This is a genomic window from Klebsiella spallanzanii (assembly GCF_902158555.1).
Classification (GTDB): Bacteria; Pseudomonadota; Gammaproteobacteria; order Enterobacterales; family Enterobacteriaceae; genus Klebsiella; species Klebsiella spallanzanii.
Genome location: NZ_CABGGS010000004.1, coordinates 96,962 through 112,087, shown reverse-complemented (window position 1 = coordinate 112,087; position 15,126 = coordinate 96,962). Strand labels below are relative to the sequence as shown.

Here is a 15,126-nt window from a genome sequence, read left to right as displayed (position 1 = left end):
AGCATTGTTACCTGCTTCACACTTTCCCCGCAACAACCGATTTATCCATATCGTTGACCCTTTACTGCAACACATTTGTCCATTACCCGGCTAATAATTCTCTCCATACCGCAACGGGGAGATCGCCACTATGAATGGCAATAAGCTTTCAGTGAAAGAAAAAATAGGCTACGGGATGGGTGACGCAGGATGTAATATCATCTTCGGCGCCATCATGTTGTTTGTTAACTATTTTTATACGGATATTTTTGGCCTCGCACCGGCGCTGGTTGGTGTGCTGCTGCTTTCCGTACGCGTAATCGATGCGGTCACCGACCCGATTATGGGCGCGATGGCCGACCGCACCCGCAGTAAATATGGCCGTTTTCGTCCATGGCTACTGTGGATTGCTTTCCCGTACGCGCTGTTCAGCGTGCTGATGTTTACCACCCCCGAATGGACCTACAACAGCAAAGTTATCTATGCTTTCGTCACCTACTTCCTGCTCTCGCTGACCTATACCGCTATTAATATTCCCTACTGCTCATTGGGTAGCGTGATTACTAATGACCCGCAGGAACGCGTAGCCTGCCAGTCCTACCGCTTCGTGATGGTCGGTATCGCCACCCTGCTGCTGTCTCTGACGCTGCTGCCAATGGCGGATTGGTTCGGCGGCGAAGATAAAGCCAAAGGCTACCAGATGGCGATGACCGTACTAGCCTTTATCGGTATGTGCATGTTTCTGTTCTGCTTTGCCACGGTTCGTGAACGCGTACGCCCGGCGGTGCAGACTAACGACGAACTGAAAAAAGATCTAAAAGACGTCTGGAAGAACGATCAGTGGGTACGTATCCTGCTGCTAACCCTGTGCAACGTCTGTCCGGGCTTTATCCGCATGGCTGCGACCATGTACTACGTCACCTGGGTTATGCAGCAAAGCACCCACTTCGCCACGCTGTTTATCAGCCTCGGCGTGGTGGGAATGATGATTGGCAGCATGCTGGCAAAAGTACTGACCGACCGCTGGTGCAAACTGCAGGTCTTTTTCTGGACCAACATCGTACTGGCCATTTTCTCCTGCGCCTTCTACTTCTTCGACCCGCACGCCACCATGATGATTATGGTGCTCTACTTCCTGCTGAACATTCTGCATCAGATCCCGTCGCCGCTGCACTGGTCGCTGATGGCCGACGTAGACGACTACGGCGAGTGGAAAACTGGCAAACGCATTACCGGCATCAGCTTCTCCGGTAACCTGTTCTTCCTGAAGGTCGGGCTGGCAATTGCCGGGGCGATGGTTGGCTTCCTGCTTTCCTGGTACGGCTACGATGCCGGTGCGAAACAGCAAAGCGCTTCGGCGATTAATGGAATCGTATTGTTATTCAGCGTCATCCCCGGCGTCGGTTATCTGATTACCGCAGGAGTCGTGCGTATGCTGAAGGTGAACCGCGAATTCATGCGGCAAATTCAGGCTGACCTGGAGAAACGCCGCGTCAACTACAGCGAACTGAATGACTATCAGGATCTGAAAACCGGTGAACATGTAAGGAAAGCGTGATGAAAAACTGGCCGAACCCGTTTATAGAACAACGCGCAGACCCGTATATTCTGCGCCATCAGGGGCAATACTACTTTATTGCCTCAGTACCGGAATATGACCGTCTGGAGATCCGCCGTTCCGCAACCCTCGAAGGCTTACGCGATTCACAGCCGGTAGTCGTCTGGCGTAAACCGGAGAGCGGCCCGATGAGTCAGCTCATTTGGGCTCCGGAGCTGCATGAAATTGATGGTAAATGGTACATCTACTTTGCCGCGACCCATACGCACGACCTGGATGCGTTAGGGATGTTCCAGCACCGCATGTTTGCTCTGGAATGCGCGGATAGCGATCCGTTGACCGGCAAGTGGCAGGAAAAAGGTCAGGTAAAAACACCGTTTGATACCTTTGCGCTGGATGCCACTACCTTTCACCATCAGGGCAAACAGTGGTACCTGTGGGCACAAAAAGACCCCGATATTAAGGGCAATACCAACCTCTATCTGGCTGAGCTGGAAAATCCGTGGACGCTAAAAGGCGAGCCGGTGATGTTAAGTAAACCCAAGTTTGACTGGGAGTGCCGCGGCTTCCTGGTGAACGAAGGTCCGGCGGTGCTGTTCCACGGCGATAAGCTGTTCGTTAGCTATTCCGCCAGCGCCACCGATGAAAACTACTGCATGGGTTTACTGTGGATAGACGTTAACGCCGACCCGCTCTGTCCGGAAAACTGGCATAAAGCGCCGCAGCCGGTATTTCGTACCAGCTATGAGAATCGTCAGTATGGGCCCGGCCACAATAGCTTTACGCAAACGCCGGAGGGAGAAGATGTGCTGGTGTACCACGCACGTAACTACACCGAAATCGAAGGTGACCCGCTGTACGATCCGAATCGTCATACCCGTCTGAAATTAGTTCGCTGGCAAGAAAACGGGATGCCTGATTTTGGCATCCCACCAGCTGATACGTTGTAGCGCTGCGCTTGTAAGAACGTGTTTTGCAGGCCGGGCAAGGCGTAAGCCACCGCCCGGCCTACAAGCGCATCTCAGGTTGTTAAATCAACGTCCCGTAAATCGTCAGCAACGCCATAATCACCACGACCACCAGCGATGTTTTTTTCGCCATTGAGACAGCCGCTTTCGGCGTAGCCACTTTATCCACGTGCGGCTCGCGGGCCAACGAATACTGCGCCAGACGCGTCAACACCTGGTACTGCGAAGAGTGCCGGTCGCCCAGCGATGCAAACCAGGCCGGTAGGGCTTTTTCTCCATGCCCTACCAGCGCGTATACCACGCCAACCAGACGCACCGGAACCCAATCGACCACGTGCAGAATAGCGTCAATTCCCGACTGTAAGCGATGATGCGGCGTCTGATAACGCGCCAGCCACGTCTGCCAGGCTCGCAGCGTACAATAGGCAATAAGAGTTAACGGCCCCCACGGTCCGCCAACAACGAACCAGAACAGCGGCGCGAGATAGTAGCGGTAGTTAATCCACAGCAACGCGTTTTGCAGCTCGCTCAGATATTCACGCTGATCGCAGCCTGGCGGCACACCGTGGATCAGGGTGAGCTCGCTGGCCATGGCGTCGCAGGCGCGGCTATCATCGCGCGCCGCGGCCTTCAGGTAGGCGTGATAGTGCAAACGGACTTTACCTGCGCCAATGCACAGCAGACCCAGCAGGATCCAGAACACCAGCAAAGGAACGTTGAACAGCAGTCCTTGTAGCAGATGCTGAATAATAAAAACCACCGCCACCGCCGCTGCCGTCATCAGTACGGTAGTAAAAAGGGAATAATGTTTCACCCGGCGAAACAGGACCTCCAGCCGGTGATCGAGCTGCCAGTGCTCGCCCAGCTTAAACAAACGCTCGGCAATAAGTACTAACAGCGTAGTAAACAACGTCATGGCATCTCCTTATTCTGACGACAAGGTCAACAGACCGCGAAATTTTACCCAGTCAAAGGCCGGGCCGGGATCCGTTTTACGCACCGGCGCAATATCGCTATGGCCAGTGATATTGTCAGCCATCGCCGGATAGAGCGAAATAAGCTGGCGAGTCACGGCGGCCAGTTGCTGATACTGCGCGTCGGTATAGGCCAGCGTATCGGTCCCTTCCAGCTCAATGCCTATCGAAAAATCATTGCAGCGCTCGCGCCCGTGGTAGCTGGAAATGCCCGCGTGCCATGCGCGTTTATCGAAAGGGACATACTGCACGATTTCGCCATCGCGGCGAATCAGACAATGCGCTGAAACACGAAGATGCGCTATCTCAGCAAAGAAAGGATGCGCACCCGGATCGAGCGTACCGCTGAACAGGGCATCAATCCATGGACCGCCAAATTCACCGGGCGGCAGGCTAATGTTATGCACCACCAGCAAAGAAGGGGTTTCATTATCCGGGCGGCTATCGTGGTGCGGCGAAGGAACCCGACGCGCGCCTACCAGCCATCCTCCGTTCAACTGCATGCTGAGTCTCCTTTTGCCTAACTTATGCGTGGCTAAATAATGCCAGCTGTCTCCACCATTCCGTCGTAAAAAACCGCTCCGATATCAACCCTAAAGCCGCCTGCGCAATGAAGTGAATGTGGTACAGAAACGTCGTTCAGGTTAGCATGTTTCCCACTTCTGAATCTTATCTATCTGGAGCTTTATCATGACGCCTCGTCGCTACAATCCCGACCGCCGCCGTGACGCGCTGCTGGAGCGTATTAATCTTGATATCACCAATGCCGTCGCCCAATCCCTGCGGGAAGATTTAGGCGGCGAAGTGGATGCGAACAATGACATTAGCGCACAATTATTGCCAAAAGACGCGCACTCTCATGCGGTAGTGATCACCCGAGAAGATGGCGTATTTTGCGGTAAGCGCTGGGTAGAAGAAGTCTTTATTCAGCTTGCGGGAGATGACGTCAACTTCACGTGGCATGTTGCAGATGGCGACGCGGTTAAAGCTAACCAGCCGTTGTTCGAGCTGGAAGGTCCCTCGCGTATTTTGCTCACCGGTGAGCGTACCGCACTCAATTTCGTCCAGACATTATCCGGAGTAGCAAGCGAAGTCCGTCGCTATGTCGACCTGCTGGCGGGCACCAAAACGCAGCTTCTCGATACGCGCAAAACGCTGCCTGGCCTGCGCACGGCGCTGAAGTACGCGGTCCTGTGTGGCGGCGGCGCTAACCATCGTCTGGGCCTTTCCGATGCCTTTCTGATTAAAGAGAACCATATTATCGCTTCCGGGTCGGTACGCCAGGCGGTAGAAAAAGCGTTCTGGCTGCATCCTGATGTTCCGGTAGAAGTGGAAGTTGAAACGCTTGAAGAGCTGGACGAAGCGCTGAAAGCCGGCGCCGACATCATTATGCTCGACAACTTTACCACTGACCTGATGCGCGAAGCGGTCAAACTGACCAATGGCCAGGCGGCGCTGGAAGTCTCCGGCAACGTCACTTTCGACACCATTCGGGAATTTGCCGAAACCGGCGTCGATTATATCTCCGTAGGCGCATTGACCAAGCACGTTCGCGCACTCGACCTTTCTATGCGTTTTCGCTAGCCTCTCTGCCCCGGTTTGCACTTTATACCGGGGCCCTCTTTTGCGAGCACACTCGCACGTCATTAACCCGCCAATGCAACCTCGCTAAAAAGCCCGGAACCTTGCTTCCTTAGTCGCAATCTGCAACTCGTCGCGCTGAAAAAAGCCCGGCAAAGTGCTCCCGGAGATAACAAGGAGCAACTTATGGACAAACAACGCGGCTTTACCTTAATCGAATTAATGGTGGTCATCGGGATCATCGCGATTCTCAGCGCAATCGGCATACCGGCTTATCAGAACTACCTGCGAAAAGCGGCGCTTACCGACATGCTGCAAACCTTCGTCCCTTTTCGCACCGCCATTGAGCTTTGTGCGCTGGAACACGGCGGATTAACAACCTGCGACGGCGGCAGCAACGGCATCCCTTCGCCTGCTACCACCCGCTACGTCTCGGCAATGACTGTAGCCACGGGCATCGTTACGCTCACGGGCCAGGAGAGCCTCAATGGATTAAGCGTCACGATGACGCCGAGCTGGGATAACGCCAACGGCATCACCGGCTGGCAGCGCGTTTGCAGCATTACTGGCGATAGCGCGCTTAAGCAGGCCTGCGAAGACGTGTTCCGTTTTAATTGAGGACGAGGCAATGAAAACTGAGCAATTAATACCTCTCTGCCAACGCTATCAGGCATTGCTGCTCGATAGCGATGAGCACACTATCGCCATCGCCGTGGTTGATGCACCAGCACCGGAACTCATGGAAGCGTTACGCTTCGCCACCCAGAAAAGAATCGACATTGAGTGCTGGAGCCAGGACCGGATGGACAAACGGCTGCAGGCGCCGGGAATAGCGGTACTCTCAGCCCATAGCGAAGCTTCAGCCAGCATCGTTGAACAGGTTAATCATCTGCTGGAACAAGCTCTGCGCCAGCGCGCATCGGATATCCATATCGAGCCGGGCGAGAATCATCTGAGGGTGCGCCTGCGGGTAGATGGCGTACTCCACTCGCTTGCACCACTTGCCCCGGAGCTCGCCGCTCCGATAACCGCCCGGCTTAAAGTACTTGGCAATCTGGATATCGCCGAACACCGCGTGCCGCAGGATGGTCAGTTTACCCTCACGCTCTCAGAGCGCCCGATCTCGTTTCGGATCGCCACGCTTCCCTGCCGCAGTGGAGAAAAAATCGTTCTTCGTTTATTGCACCAGGTCGAACAGGCGCTGGATTTGGAAGCGTTGGGACTCTCCTCTCAGCAGCTTGCCGCTTTCCGGTCGGCGCTTAACCAGCCTCAGGGCCTGCTGCTGGTCACTGGCCCCACAGGGAGCGGAAAAACCGTCACTTTATATAGCGCGCTACAGGCGCGAAATCGTGACGAGGTAAATATCTGCAGCGTCGAGGATCCGCTGGAGATCCCTATTGTCGGCATGAATCAAACGCAGATCAATCCCCGAGCCGGGCTGACTTTCCACAGTGTGCTCCGCGCGTTGTTAAGGCAGGATCCCGACATTGTGATGGTAGGCGAAATACGCGATGCGGAAACCGCTGAAATTGCAATCAAAGCGGCACAAACCGGGCATCTGGTACTCTCGACCCTGCACACCAATTCGACCAGCGAAACCCTGGTGCGCCTGCAGCAGATGGGGGTTGCCCGCTGGATGATCTCCTCTGCGCTTTCACTGGTTGTGGCTCAACGTCTGGTCCGAAAGCTATGCCCACACTGTCGCCGGCAAACCGGTAGCTCAACGGATGTTCCGCACAGTCTGTGGCCGCGAGCCCTTCCCCGCTGGCAGGCCCCGGGCTGTCAGCACTGCTATCATGGCTACTACGGTCGCCTGGCGCTCTTTGAACTCATGCCCGTCAATACTTCACTACGCCAGGCCATTACCCAGGGCCTTAGCGCCACAGAAATCGAATCTCTGGCGCGGGAATCAGGCATGATGACGCTGTTTGAAAGCGGCTGTCAGGCCGTAGAGAGGGGGATGACCAGCCTCGAAGAAGTAGTTCGAGTTTTAGGGATCCCTCATGGCGACTAAACGACTCTGGCGCTGGCGCGGCATCAACATTCAGGGTATGCCCTGTCAGGGAACGCTCTGGCAGGATAATCGTCCTGAGGCATTGCAGATGCTACAGCGTGAGCGAATCATCCCGCTGACGCTACGCCGCTGTAGCGTGCAAACTGCGCTCTGGCATCCTCGACACAGCGGTGAAATCATTCGTCAACTTTCCGCGCTCCTTCAGGCCGGTCTTCCGCTGGCTGAGGGGCTGGAACTGCTGGCGCAACAGCAACCTAACGCGCAATGGCAGGCGTTGCTACAAACCCTGGCAGAGGATCTCGCTCAAGGCATTTCGCTGTCTGGCTCCCTGGAAAAGTGGCCTGAAGCATTTCCTCCGCTCTATCTGGCGATGATCCGCACAGGTGAGCTCACCGGTAAACTGGACCTTTGCTGCGCTCATCTGGCCCGCCAGCAGCAAGAACAGCTGCTTCTTACCGAGAAAGTGAAAAAAGCACTGCGCTATCCGATCATTATTTTATCCCTGGCGCTGCTGGTGGTGATGGGAATGCTGTGCTTCGTTTTGCCTGAGTTTGCCGCTATCTATCAGACCTTTAATACCCCACTTCCGCTGCTGACTCGCGCGGTAATGAGCGTCGGCGAGGGACTAACCCATTATTGGCCATTGCTCGCTGTACTGGGCATTTTACCGGTGATTCTCAACCGGCTGATTTACCAGAAGCCCGGCTGGCTGCTGTATCGCCAGAAGCTGCTCCATAAGCTGCCGGTGTTTGGCAAACTGCTGTGCGGGCAGAGGCTTAGCCAGATTTTTACCGTACTCTCCCTAACGCAAAGCGCAGGTATCAGCTTTCTACAGGGTCTGCAAAGCGTGGAGGAAACCCTGAGCTGCCCGCTGTGGCGTCAAAGACTCCAGCAGGTTTGCATAGAGATTACCCACGGCGAGCCCATCTGGCAGGCGATGACTCATAGCGGAGGTTTTACACCGCTCTGCCTGCAGCTGATTCGTACCGGCGAAGCCTCTGGTTCACTGGATACCATGCTGGAGAATCTGGCTCGCCATCATAACGAACAGACACATCAGCAGGCAGATAACCTGGCCACCTTACTTGAGCCCATGATGCTGGTTATAACCGGAACGATTGTCGGCGTGCTGGTGGTGGCGATGTATTTACCCATTTTTCATCTGGGCGACGCCATTAGCGGGATGGGGGGATAAAGCTGGCGCAAACGCGCCAGCAAGCAGCATTACAGACTGTTGAACACGCGGTTCTCTTGTTCCTGTACGCGAATAAAAGTGGTGCGTTTGGTCAGCTCTTTCAGGCGTGAAGCGCCAACGTAGGTACATGCGGAGCGCAGGCCACCCAGGATATCGCGAGCGGTGTTATCAACCGGACCGCGTAGAGGCAGCTTGACGGTTTTGCCCTCAGCCGCACGATACTGGGCGACGCCACCAACGTGACGGGTCATCGCTGACTCAGAGCTCATACCGTAGAACAGCATGAATTTTTCACCGTTCTCTTCTACCACGGTACCGCCGCTCTCTTCGTGACCGGCCAACATACCGCCCAGCATCACGAAATCAGCGCCGCCGCCGAACGCTTTAGCCACATCGCCAGGCATAGTACAGCCGCCATCACTGATAATCTGTCCGCCCAGACCATGCGCCGCATCGGCGCATTCAATCACTGCGGAAAGCTGTGGGTAGCCAACGCCGGTTTTTACGCGAGTCGTACATACGGAACCCGGGCCAATCCCTACTTTCACAATATCGGCGCCAGAAAGAACCAGTTCTTCGCACATTTCACCAGTAACGACGTTACCCGCAATAATGGTTTTCTGCGGCCATGCTTCGCGAGCTTTCGCGACAAACTGCACAAAATGCTCGGAATAACCATTCGCCACATCAATGCACACAAAGCTAAGCTGCGGGTTCTGGGTAAGGATCTGTTTAGTTTTTTCGAAATCCGCATCGGAGGTCCCGGTGGAGACCATTACGTGCTGCAGTACGTCTGCCGATACGCTCTGAACAAACGCCTGCCACTGCTCAACGCTGTAATGTTTATGTACCGCGGTCAGAACGCCAAAAGAAGCCAGGGCTTTAGCCATCGCAAACGTGCCGACGGTATCCATGTTAGCGGCAATAATCGGTACACCAGACCAGGTCTGGCCTGAATGTTTGAAAGTGAATTCACGTTCCAGCTGTACGTCAGAACGGCTTTTAAGGGTAGAACGTTTCGGGCGGATAAGAACGTCTTTAAAACCAAGCTTCAAATCTTCTTCAATACGCATGTGCGAATTCCTGGGGTTAATTGCATTATTGTGAGAGCACAACTCCAGTGACGTTATCATACGCACGAATCATGGCTGCGCAAGACTGCGATTTTCACTTTTTTTACGCTACAATCGTATAAATTTACCTGGTGAATAGCCAAAAGCGAATTCGCGATATTCAATCATCAGCGTATCATTTTTAACCACTTGATTTACATGCGCAAAAGAATTCAGAATGCGTGGTAACAGCAGCTTATTGGTTTGATATCACGTCAATAAAACAGTTGCCGCAGTGTCGTCGTGCCGTCAATAACGGCTCTGTTTATTGAAAAATGTGCATGTAGTCAGTTGCAGGATTGAGGTGTATGGCATACACGGTAGCGTTAACAGGCGGCATCGGCAGTGGTAAAAGTACCGTAGCCGACGCATTCTCACACCTCGGGGTTAACGTTATTGATGCTGACATTATCGCACGTCAGGTTGTCGAACCTGGAACCCCAGCGCTAAGCGCTATTGCTGAACGCTTCGGTCCGCAGATGCTTAATGAAGATGGCACCTTAAACCGTCGCGCTCTGCGTGAACATATCTTCGCTCATGCAGAGGATAAGAGCTGGCTAAACGCACTGCTGCACCCGCAAATCCAGCAGGAAACGCGCCGGCAGATGCAGCTTGCCACCTCGCCTTATATTCTCTGGGTCGTACCATTACTGGTCGAAAACCGTTTGTCTGCCAAAGCCGATCGCGTGCTGGTTGTCGATGTGCCAAAAGAGACGCAAATAGAGCGCACGATGCTTCGCGATCGAGTAACTCGACAACATGCGGAACATATTCTTGCCGCTCAGGCGACGCGCGAGCAGCGCCTTGCCGTAGCGGATGATGTAATTGAAAATATGGGTCCACCTGATGCCATCGCATCGGATGTCGCCCGCCTGCATGCCAAGTATCTACTGCTGGCATCGCAGGTCGCCTCACAGGAAAAACCGTAATGCATACCCCTGTTCTATTTGAACATCCGCTAAATGAAAAAATGCGCACCTGGCTGCGTATCGAATTTTTGCTGCAGCAGCTATCCGTACATCCGGCAATTACCAGCCATGCGGATGCACTTCATTTTTTCCGCAATATCGGCGATCTTTTAGATGTTTTTGAACGCGGCGAAGTTCGTACGGACCTGATGAAAGAGCTGGATCGCCAGCAGAGGAAGCTACAGTCCTGGGCAGAAGTTCCCGGAGTTGATAGGGATCGTATCAACGAGCTGCGGCAGCAGTTGAAGCAAACAGGCAGCACGTTAATGTCAGCTCCGCGTATCGGCCAGTACTTGCGAGAAGACCGCCTGATTGCCCTGGTACGCCAGCGCCTAAGCATTCCAGGAGGCTGCTGTAGCTTTGATCTCCCGACACTGCACATCTGGCTGCATATGCCGCAGGAATATCGCGATGAGCAGGTCGGTAAGTGGCTATCCAGCCTTGAACCACTGACGCAATCGCTGGTGCTGATCCTCGATCTCATCCGCAATTCTGCCCCCTTCCGCAAACAGACCAGCCTGAATGGTTTTTACCAGGACAACGGCGAAGATGCCGATCTGCTGCGTCTGCGTCTGGATCTTGCCAGCCAACTCTATCCACAAATTTCAGGCCATAAGAGCCGCTTTGCTATCCGCTTTATGCCGCTGGACAGCGAACACGGTATCGTACCGGAGCGTTTTGATTTTGAACTGGCCTGCTGTTAAGGAGGAAATATGTCAGAAGAGATAACCGTCAATTGCCCAACATGCGGCAAAATCGTTCTCTGGAATGAGCAGAGCCCGCATCGCCCGTTTTGCTCCAAGCGCTGTCAGCTTATTGATTTAGGTGAATGGGCGGCGGAAGAAAAACGCATCCCGAGCAGCAGCGATCTATCCGACAGCGACGGCTGGAGCGAAGAAAAAGAGTAATCAACTCAAGGCGGGTTCGCGCTGCGCTCTCGCCTTAACTTACCGGGTGGTCATACGGCCTTTATCCGACCTTAGCGTGTTGAATTAATTTCGTAATCACCGGTTCGTTTGCAGGAGGGAAATCCTCAGCAATCAGAGCGCTCTGCGCAATCCATTGTCCCGGCTGCCCTTCTTTACCCCACGGCTCGCCCTCCCAGTTTTCCACCAACCAGAACCAGAGCGTAATGTGGCGGTCAGGAAACTGATATTCCAGCTTATCGAACAGGCTGGGCGACTGTATCGTAATGCCGACTTCTTCCTGTAATTCGCGAACTACCGCCTGTTCTGCTGATTCACCGGCTTCGATTTTTCCGCCAGGGAACTCTAGTTTATTCGCCATGTGCGCGTCAGCTGCCCGCTGGGTGATAAAAATCTCCCCTTGCGAATTACGAATAATACCTACTGAAATTTGCAGATTTTTCATTGTACTTATTCCATAAAAAAGGCGCAGATATCTGCGCCTTAGTGTTTAACGTTGCAGAGCTTAGCTCAGACGACCGTGGCACTGTTTATATTTTTTACCAGAACCGCATGGGCAAGGATCGTTACGGCCCACTTTACGATCGCCAGTTTGTTCGGCCAGCGCGGCGGCAGCGGCAGTATCATCATCCTGATGGCTCAGCTGTTGCATCTGCGCCAGGCGTTCCGCCTCTTCACGACGCTGTTGCTCCATTGCTTCAACCTCTTCCGGCATCCGCACCTGAACCTTGCTCAGCGTGCTGATCACTTCATATTTCAGTGATTCCAGCATCGAAGCAAACATAGAGAAGGATTCGCGCTTATATTCCTGTTTTGGATCTTTCTGCGCATAACCGCGCAGGTGGATGCCCTGACGCAGGTAGTCCATCGCAGCGAGGTGCTCTTTCCACAAAGAATCCAGAGTTTGCAGCATGACGCCTTTTTCAAAATGACGCATCATCTCAGCGCCAACCACTTCCTCTTTACGATGATAGGTTTCAATGGCGTTTTGCAGAATACGCTCGCGCAGAGTCTCTTCGTGCAGCTCCGGCTCTTTATCCAACCACTCCTTGAGCGGCAGATCGAGGTCAAAGTCATTTTTCAGACGCTCCTGCAGACCTTCAACATCCCACATCTCTTCCAGCGACTGCGGAGGAATATGGGCATCAATAGTCGCTTTGAATACGTCTTCACGGATGCTGTTAATGGTTTCGCTCACATCAGACACATCCAACAGCTCGTTACGCTGGCTGTAGATTGCGCGACGCTGGTCGTTAGCGACATCATCATATTCCAGCAGTTGCTTACGAATATCGAAGTTGCGACTCTCGACCTTACGCTGAGCGTTAGCAATCGCTTTGGTCACCCACGGGTGCTCGATAGCCTCGCCCGGTTTCATGCCCAGTTTACGCATCATGCCGGATACGCGGTCAGAAGCGAAGATACGCATCAGAGCATCTTCCATCGACAGGTAGAAACGGGAAGAACCAGCATCCCCCTGACGACCTGAACGACCGCGCAGCTGGTTATCGATACGACGGGATTCATGGCGCTCGGTACCGATGATATGCAGACCGCCCGCAGCCAGCACCGCATCGTGGCGAACCTGCCAGTCGGCTTTGATTTGAGCAATCTGTTCCGGAGTCGGATCTTCCAGCTGAGCGACTTCTGCCTGCCAGCTACCGCCGAGCATAATGTCAGTACCACGACCGGCCATGTTGGTCGCAATGGTCACCGCTGACGGGTAGCCCGCTTGAGCAACGATGTCCGCTTCGCTGGCGTGGAATTTCGCATTCAGCACGTTGTGTTTGATACCCGCTTTCGTCAATTCATTGGAGACCACTTCTGATTTTTCGATAGAAATGGTACCCACCAGAACCGGCTGGCCCGCAGCGGTACGCGTTTTAATATCTTCGATAATGGCCTGAATTTTTTCCGCTTCGGTCATGTAGACCAGATCCGCCATGTCTTTACGAATCATCGGACGGTTGGTCGGAACTACTACGGTATCCAGTTTGTAGATTGAGCTAAACTCAAACGCTTCAGTATCGGCAGTACCGGTCATCCCTGCCAGCTTCTCATACAGACGGAAATAGTTCTGGAAGGTAATGGAAGCCAGCGTCTGGTTTTCGTTCTGAATATCAACGCCTTCTTTCGCTTCAACGGCCTGGTGCAGACCATCGGACCAGCGACGCCCCTGCATCGTACGGCCCGTATGTTCGTCGACGATAATAACTTCACCGTCTTTAACGATGTAATCAACATCGCGGGTGAACAGCACGTGCGCGCGCAGTGCAGCGGTCACATGGTGCATCAGCATGATGTTAGTCGGTGAATACAGTGATTCACCTTCGTCCATAATGCCTTCATTAACCAGCAGCTCTTCAATCAGCACCAGGCCGCGTTCGGTCAGGTTAACCTGACGCGCTTTCTCATCAACAGAGAAGTGACCCTCGCCGGTAAAGGTCTCAGAGTCTTCTTTCTCCTGACGCACCAGGTGCGGGATGATTTTGTTCACTTTCTTATACATTTCGGAGCTGTCTTCAGCCGGGCCAGAAATGATAAGCGGCGTACGCGCCTCATCGATCAAGATGGAGTCGACCTCATCCACCAGCGCATAGTGCAGCTTGCGCTGTACGCGTTCTTCAGGGCTAAACGCCATGTTGTCACGCAGATAGTCAAAACCATATTCGTTGTTGGTACCGTAGGTGATATCAGCAGCGTAAGCTTCGCGTTTGGCCGGAGCCGGCAGGCCGGACATGTTAATCCCAACGGTCATGCCGAGGAATTCAAACAGCGGACGGTTGTTTTCCGCATCACGTTGCGCCAGGTAGTCGTTGACGGTTACCACGTGAACGCCTTTGCCCGTCAGCGCATTAAGATAGGCAGGTAAGGTCGCGGTCAGGGTTTTACCTTCACCTGTACGCATCTCCGCAATGCAACGATCGTTAAGTACCATGCCGCCCAGCAGCTGGACGTCAAAGTGGCGCATACCGAAGACACGTTTACTGGCCTCGCGAACGACCGCAAAGGCTTCAGGAATCAGGCTTTCCAGACTTTCGCCTTTTTCCAGGCGAGCGCGGAACTCAACGGTTTTTCCCTTGAGCTCATCATCAGAAAGCTTCTCCATGGAGGGTTCCATGGCATTGATGACGTTGACGGCTTTGCGCATACGACGCAGCGTACGGTCGTTACGGCTACCGAATACTTTAGTTAATAATTTAATTAGCATAATAAAATCTCAAACGCCCCGCGGTGCGGAGTCAAAAAAAATTGGATGGTCCGTTTTTGGTTTAGCTGAGACGTTGAGGCCCGGCGCGGATGCCCGTTACCTGGCTAATCCAGGTACCGACATGAAACGCGCAAAGGGAACATGATGGGTTGTATGCCGCCAGTCGAACAATAGCCGGAGGTTTGCTCTCCTGCGTTAACAAAGCGCTAAGGGTATCGAGCAGAGCCAGATGCTGTGCCTGAAGCGGCGAAGACTCTTCAACTACCGGCAGCGCCTGCGGCGCCATCGCGAAAGACAGATGGCGGATTACCGTACGAATGGCATGCTGATGCCAGTAGTCAACGGTAAAGTTAGGCCGACGATTGGAAGACTCCAGCAGCGCCAGCTGAGAAAAATTAACTTTAGCGGGGTTGTGATTGCTGGATGTCGTTTTTGCAGGCGATGCGGTCTCATGTTCATGACCGTTGCTAAGCGCAGGCAGGCCAAGGCTAGCCGCGACCATCCCCAACAGGAGATGCGGCCAGAAATACCGTCTGCCAAACTGTCGCCAGCGCGTCAGCAATCCACTCACTTACGTTACCTTTTGTTGGTAGCTACCCTAAGAAATATTTTGCGCCCAAATATTAACATTAATACGCTA

General features: G+C 53.7%; 15 protein-coding genes. 9 read left to right on the top strand and 6 right to left on the bottom strand.

Annotated elements, in window-relative coordinates:
• Positions 1-130: 130 nt before the first annotated feature.
• Both FN082_RS06865 and FN082_RS06860 read left to right on the top strand, forming a co-directional pair.
• The gene (locus FN082_RS06865; protein WP_139536982.1) at positions 131-1,537 is read left to right on the top strand and encodes a glycoside-pentoside-hexuronide (GPH):cation symporter; all 1,407 of its coding nucleotides are present in this window, start codon (positions 131-133) and stop codon (positions 1,535-1,537) included.
• Positions 1,537-2,487 (top strand): glycoside hydrolase family 43 protein, encoded by a 951-nt coding sequence (locus FN082_RS06860; RefSeq protein ID WP_142981340.1) that lies wholly within the window; start codon positions 1,537-1,539, stop codon positions 2,485-2,487. The genes FN082_RS06865 and FN082_RS06860 overlap by 1 nt, the downstream gene beginning before the upstream one ends.
• Before the next feature lie 79 nt (positions 2,488-2,566).
• Here the strand turns inward: FN082_RS06860 and ampE are convergent, their stop codons facing one another.
• Complete coding sequence (ampE, locus tag FN082_RS06855; protein WP_139536980.1) at positions 2,567-3,421, bottom strand: beta-lactamase regulator AmpE; 855 nt, start codon at positions 3,419-3,421, stop codon at positions 2,567-2,569.
• A 9-nt stretch (positions 3,422-3,430) separates the two neighbouring features.
• The gene (ampD, locus tag FN082_RS06850; protein ID WP_139536979.1) at positions 3,431-3,982 is read right to left on the bottom strand and encodes a 1,6-anhydro-N-acetylmuramyl-L-alanine amidase AmpD; all 552 of its coding nucleotides are present in this window, start codon (positions 3,980-3,982) and stop codon (positions 3,431-3,433) included.
• Positions 3,983-4,169: 187 nt separating this feature from the next.
• Here ampD and nadC point away from each other — a divergent pair, with 187 nt between their 5' ends.
• The 4 genes from nadC (at position 4,170) to hofC (ending at position 8,269) form a co-directional block, all read left to right on the top strand.
• Positions 4,170-5,063, top strand: a complete 894-nt coding sequence (gene nadC / locus FN082_RS06845; RefSeq protein WP_139536978.1) for a carboxylating nicotinate-nucleotide diphosphorylase — start codon at positions 4,170-4,172, stop codon at positions 5,061-5,063.
• A gap of 183 nt (positions 5,064-5,246) precedes the next feature.
• A complete protein-coding gene (gene ppdD / locus FN082_RS06840; protein WP_139536977.1) occupies positions 5,247-5,678 on the top strand; it encodes a prepilin peptidase-dependent pilin in 432 nt (143 codons plus the stop codon).
• Between the two features lie 10 nt (positions 5,679-5,688).
• Complete coding sequence (gspE, locus tag FN082_RS06835; protein ID WP_142981339.1) at positions 5,689-7,074, top strand: type II secretion system protein GspE; 1,386 nt, start codon at positions 5,689-5,691, stop codon at positions 7,072-7,074.
• The gene (gene hofC, locus FN082_RS06830) at positions 7,064-8,269 is read left to right on the top strand and encodes a protein transport protein HofC (RefSeq protein WP_142981338.1); all 1,206 of its coding nucleotides are present in this window, start codon (positions 7,064-7,066) and stop codon (positions 8,267-8,269) included. Before gspE ends, hofC begins: the two co-directional genes overlap by 11 nt.
• Before the next feature lie 29 nt (positions 8,270-8,298).
• On the opposite strand, the gene FN082_RS06825 is transcribed toward hofC, so the two are convergent.
• Positions 8,299-9,342: a GMP reductase gene (locus FN082_RS06825; RefSeq protein ID WP_139536974.1), complete on the bottom strand. Its 1,044-nt coding sequence runs from the start codon at positions 9,340-9,342 to the stop codon at positions 8,299-8,301.
• Positions 9,343-9,689: 347 nt separating this feature from the next.
• Here FN082_RS06825 and coaE point away from each other — a divergent pair, with 347 nt between their 5' ends.
• The 3 genes from coaE to yacG are packed head-to-tail and all read left to right on the top strand — an operon-like array spanning position 9,690 to position 11,257.
• Entirely contained in the window at positions 9,690-10,310 is a 621-nt protein-coding gene (gene coaE / locus FN082_RS06820) for a dephospho-CoA kinase (RefSeq protein ID WP_139536973.1), read from the top strand.
• Positions 10,310-11,053, top strand: a complete 744-nt coding sequence (gene zapD / locus FN082_RS06815; RefSeq protein ID WP_139536972.1) for a cell division protein ZapD — start codon at positions 10,310-10,312, stop codon at positions 11,051-11,053. The genes coaE and zapD overlap by 1 nt, the downstream gene beginning before the upstream one ends.
• 9 nt (positions 11,054-11,062) lie before the next feature.
• The gene (gene yacG / locus FN082_RS06810; RefSeq protein ID WP_139536971.1) at positions 11,063-11,257 is read left to right on the top strand and encodes a DNA gyrase inhibitor YacG; all 195 of its coding nucleotides are present in this window, start codon (positions 11,063-11,065) and stop codon (positions 11,255-11,257) included.
• A gap of 61 nt (positions 11,258-11,318) precedes the next feature.
• On the opposite strand, the gene mutT is transcribed toward yacG, so the two are convergent.
• From mutT to secM, 3 genes are all read right to left on the bottom strand, one after another.
• Positions 11,319-11,720, bottom strand: coding sequence for an 8-oxo-dGTP diphosphatase MutT (gene mutT, locus FN082_RS06805; protein ID WP_139536970.1), 402 nt, complete (start codon positions 11,718-11,720; stop codon positions 11,319-11,321).
• 60 nt (positions 11,721-11,780) lie between these two features.
• Positions 11,781-14,486 (bottom strand): preprotein translocase subunit SecA, encoded by a 2,706-nt coding sequence (gene secA, locus FN082_RS06800; RefSeq protein WP_139536969.1) that lies wholly within the window; start codon positions 14,484-14,486, stop codon positions 11,781-11,783.
• Positions 14,487-14,547: 61 nt separating this feature from the next.
• Positions 14,548-15,057 carry a secA translation cis-regulator SecM gene (gene secM, locus FN082_RS06795; protein WP_180349506.1) on the bottom strand — a complete coding sequence of 170 codons (510 nt, stop codon included), beginning with the start codon at positions 15,055-15,057 and terminating at the stop codon, positions 14,548-14,550.
• Positions 15,058-15,126 lie beyond the last annotated feature (69 nt).